The 4,734-nt window shown below is 73.1% G+C and carries 2 protein-coding genes; both read left to right on the top strand.

All coding sequences use genetic code 11. From position 1 onward, the window contains the following. On the top strand, positions 1 to 1,282 hold a 1,282-nt coding region (locus tag ACG2DA_RS21750), incomplete at its 5' end, for a DUF1552 domain-containing protein (protein WP_395258648.1). A 244-nt stretch (positions 1,283 to 1,526) separates the two neighbouring features. Further along, a complete protein-coding gene (locus tag ACG2DA_RS21745) occupies positions 1,527 to 4,688 on the top strand; it encodes a PAS domain S-box protein (protein ID WP_395258647.1) in 3,162 nt (1,053 codons plus the stop codon). The last annotated feature ends 46 nt before the right edge of the window (positions 4,689 to 4,734 follow it).

Genomic DNA, 4,734 nt, shown 5'->3' with positions numbered 1-4,734 from the left:
CGGCCGGCCGGCCCCGCGGCGGATCGTGGTGATCTTCAGCCCCAACGGCGTGGTCCCCAAGACGTTCTGGCCGGACGTGCTGGACAAGAACGCCAAGCAGTACAGCGAAACGACCGACTTCGAACTGACCGGCTCGCTGGCCCCGCTGGCCCCGTTCAAGGACCAGACGCTGCTGCTCCGCGGCGTGAACAACAAGATGCAGGGCGACGGCGACCGCCACATGCGCGGCATCGGCTGTCTGCTGACGGGCAAAATCCTGCTGCCCGGCAACGTGCAGGGCGGCAGCGACACCCCCGCCGGCTGGAGCAGCGGCATCTCCATCGATCAGGAGATCAAGAACCACCTGCAATCCGTCGCCGAAACCGAGACCCGCTTCGGCTCGCTGGAGTTCGGCGTGATGGTCCCGGATCGGGCCGACACCTGGACCCGGATGGTCTACGCCGGGTCCAACAAGCCGATCGCCCCGATCGACGACCCGCACCGGATGTTCAAGAAGCTGTACGGCCGGACGAAGGACAATCAGCTCCTTGCCACCGTGCTGGACGACGTCCGGGCCGACCTCGCCAAGGTGAAGGGCCTGGTGGGGGCGGAGGACCGGGCGATCCTGGAGCAGCACGAAGCGTTCGTGCGGCAGATGGAACGCCAGTTGGCGAAGGCGGAGCCGGTCGGCAAGCCGGACGGCGGCGTCGACGACGCCGAGCACCTCGGCCACGCCCTGCCGGAGCCGGACCCCGCCCTGGAGCTGCTCAACGACCGCATCCCGGAGATCGCCGCCGCCCAGCGGGATCTGCTGATCGACGCCTTCCGCCGGGACGCCTGCCGCGTCGCCACGCTGCAGTACACCAACAGCGTGGGCGGGGCGAAGTTCCGCTGGATCGGCGTCGACGAGAGCCACCACACCCTCTCCCACGAGCCGGACGGCAACGACGACGCGGTCGACAAGCTGACCCGCATCAACGCCTGGTACGCCGAGGAGGTCGCCCGGCTGTGCACGCAGCTCGCCGAGACCCCCGAGCCCGGCCACCCCGGTTCGATGCTGGACCACACCACCGTGGTCTGGACGAACGAGATGGGGACCGGCAACTCGCACAGCCTGAACGACATCCCCTGGGTCCTAATCGGCGGCGGGTTGGACTTCAAAATGGGCCGGGCCCTGCACATGGGCGACGTGCCGCACAACCGCCTGCTCCTCAGCCTCGCCAAGCCGTTCGGCGTGGAGCGGGACACCTTCGGTCAGGAAGACCTCTGCGACGGCGGCGTGCTCAGCGGCCTGACCGCCTGACCCCGCGCCCCTGCGTTTCGTCCCCGACGCCGCGTCCGCGGTCGCCTCAGGAGCGACCGCGGAGGCGGCGTTCGATTGATGGAACGGGACAAACCGTCGAGTCCGCGTCAACCGGAGGGACCGGCAGTCCCGGTTTGGGGTTCGGCGTCGGGGGACCGATCGGGCCGGCAGGCTGAAATGGACGGGGCCGACCGGGCGATGACATGGGAGATTCCCCGGCCCTCTCCTCCGCTTGTTCCGTCCCGTGCCGCAGGTTCCGCCGCCCATCGCCGGGTCCGTTCTGACGGAGGGCCCGGCGCTTCCCGAACTGCCGCCGGCGCCGGGCGAAGCCGAAGCCCCGCCGACCGCGGGGTCGTCCTCCGGCAAGACGCCGCCGCTGTGCAACGCGGCGGCACTGGACCGCATCGTGCGCACCGTGCGGCGGACGCTGGGGGCGGAGTGGGCGACGATGTCGGTCATCGTCGCGGGCCGTCAGCGGATCCTCAGCGCGGCCGGCCTGGAGGCCGGCGCGGACCTGGACGCCGCCGACGGTCTGTGCGGCCGCTGCGCCGCGCACGGGGAACTGGCCGTCCGGGACGTGACGGAGCGGCCGGAGTTCCGGGACCTGCCGGGGCCGGCGTCGCTGGGGGTGCGGGGCTACCTCGGCGTGTCCGTGACGCTGCCGAACGACGGGGAGGCCGGCGTGCTGTGCGCCTTGGATCGCGTCCCGCGCGACTGGACCGACGAGGAGCGCGAGACGCTCGCCGATCTGGCCGCCGCCGCCGCGGACCTCATTCAGGCAGACCGGTTGGCGGAAGCGTGCGCCGCCGCCGAGGCCCGCGCCCGGGCCAGCGAGGAACGCTTCCGCGACGTCGCCGAGACCGCGGAGGAGTTCATCTGGGAGATCGACGCCGACGGACGGTACACGTTCCTCACCGAGCAGGCCGAGGAGTCGTTCGGGCGCCCGCTGGCGGCGATGATCGGGATGCGGCCGTGGGAGATGTACGACGAGCCGAAGGAGTCGGCCCGCGTGCGGGACTGGTTTTACCACGTCCGCGACCAGCGGCAGCGGTTCCGCGACCTGATCCGCCGCAGCGTGCACCCGGACGGCAGCGAGCGGTGGGTGCGGCTGAGCGGCGCCCCGATCATCGACGACGACGGCGAACTGCGGGGTTACCGCGGCGCCGCCCAGGACGTGACGGCGGAGAAGCGGGCTCAACTCGCCGCCGCCGCCGCCGAGGCCGCCGCGGACCGGGCCCGCCGGGAGCGGCACGATCTGCTGGAGCGGTTCATCACGCAGGCGCCGGCGTCGGTGGCGATGTTCGACCGCGAGATGCGGTACGTGAACCACAGCCGCCTCTGGCTGGAGGTGCACGGCCTGCCGGACGAGGCGGACCTGGTCGGCCGCTCCCACTACGACGTGCTGCCCAACCAACCGAACCGCTGGCGGGAGGTGCACCAGGCCTGTCTGGCCGGCGAAACCCGCCGGGCGGAGGCCGATCCCTTCACCCGCCACGACGACGTTCCCGGCTGGCTGGACTGGCACATCGAACCGTGGCGGGACGAGGACGGGGCGGTCGGCGGGATCGTGATCCTGTGCACCGACGTCACCGCCCGGCAGCGGAGCCTCAGCCGTCTGCAAAGCGCCATCGACGCCGCGGACGTCGGCACCTGGCTGTGGGACCTCCGCACCGGCGTGCTGCTGGCCGACGGCGGGCTGCGGGCCTTCTTCGGCTTCCCCCCGGAGGCGGAGACCGTCGGCATCGATCCGGACCGGCTGTACGACCCCATCCACCGCGAGGACCAGTCGCGCGTCGCCGCCGGCATCCATCGCGCCTACGAGACCGGCCGCTTCGACGCGGAGTTCCGCGTCCGCCCCGTCGGCGGTCCGACCCGCTGGCTGGCAGCCCGCGGGCAGGTCACGCGGGACGAGGAGGACCGCCCGCTGAGCTTCCACGGCGCCGTGGTGGACGTCACGGAGCGCAAACGCGTCGAGGAACAACTCCAGGAAGCCAAAGCCCAGGCGGAGGCCGCCAACCGCGCCAAAAGCGAGTTCGTGGCGAACATGAGCCACGAACTGCGGACCCCGCTGACGGCGATCCTCGGCTTCGCCGACCTCACCGCCGAGGCCGCGGAGGCCGCGGCGGTCGACTTCCCGCACGATCTCTCCGCCCCCGCGTGGGAGGAAACGCTCGCCAACGCCCACACGATCCGCCGCAACGGCGAGCACCTGCTCCGGCTCATCAACGACGTGCTGGACCTGGCCAAGATCGAGGCCGGCAAGCTGTCCGTCGACCGCGTGCCCTATTCCGCCGCCCGCCTCGCCGATGAACTCGTCGAGCTGATGCGGCCCCGGGCCGAGTCCGGCGGGCTGACCCTCACGGCCCACGTCGCCCCGCAGTTCGTCGGCCGGGCCGTGCTGGGCGACCCGGTGCGAGTCCGCCAGATCGTGCTCAACCTGCTGGGCAACGCGGCCAAGTTCACCGCCCGCCCCGCACCGGGCGGCCGAGCGGCGGGGGGCGGCGACGCGGCGGGGGGCGGCAGCTCCGTGACGCTCTCGGTGCGGCCGGTGTCCGGCCCGTTCGGGGAGGTCATGCCGGACGGCGGGTGGGTGGAGTTCGTCGTCGCCGACACCGGCTGCGGCATTTCCCCGGACCAACTGGAACGCCTGTTCGAGCCGTTCGAGCAGGCGGACTCCAGCGCCGCGCGGCGGTACGGGGGCACGGGGCTGGGGCTCTCCATCTCCCGCCGGCTGGCGGAGCGGCTGGGGGGCACGCTGACGGCGGAGAGCGTCCCGGGCGCCGGCAGCGCCTTCCGGCTGCGGGTGCCGGCCCCGCCGTGCGACGATCCCGCCGTGTGTCTGGCGGACGCGCCCCGGCTCCGCAAGCGCCTGCCGCCCGCCTCGCCGCGTCCGCTGGAGCGGGAACCGGCGGCCCCGACCCCGGCGCCCGCCCCGGCCGCGGCGGCGGCGCCCAAGCCGCTGGTCGGCCGCCGGGTGTTGCTGGCGGAGGACGCCGAGGACAGCCGCCGCCTGATCACCTTCCTGCTGAACAAGGCGGGCGCCGAGGTGGAGGCGGTCAGCGACGGCCGCGCCGCGATCGACGCGCTGTTCCCCCCCACCCGACGCCCCGGCGCCGCCCCGCCGGACCTGGGGGCGGGGTTCGACGTGGTGCTGATGGACATGCAGATGCCGGTCCTCGACGGGTACGAGGCGGTCCGGGAACTGCGGAGCCGCGGCTATCGCGGACCGGTCGTCGCCCTGACCGCCCACGCGATGGACGGCGACGCCGACGCCTGCCTCGCCGCCGGCTGCGACGCCCACGCCGCCAAGCCGATCAGCAGGGAGGAACTCGTCAACGCCGTCTTCCGGGCCGCCGCCGGCTCCGAGGCCATCCCCGAGGGCGTCCTCGACCCGATCCCGCTCTGACGCGGCGTCTCCGGGAAGGGTTCCCCGTGAGCCCGAAGCGCAAGCG

It is taken from the genome of Alienimonas sp. DA493, from assembly GCF_043951915.1.
In the GTDB taxonomy this organism is placed as follows: domain Bacteria; phylum Planctomycetota; class Planctomycetia; order Planctomycetales; family Planctomycetaceae; genus Alienimonas.
Note: the sequence above shows the minus strand (reverse complement) of the source record. Positions and strands in the feature narration are given on the sequence as shown.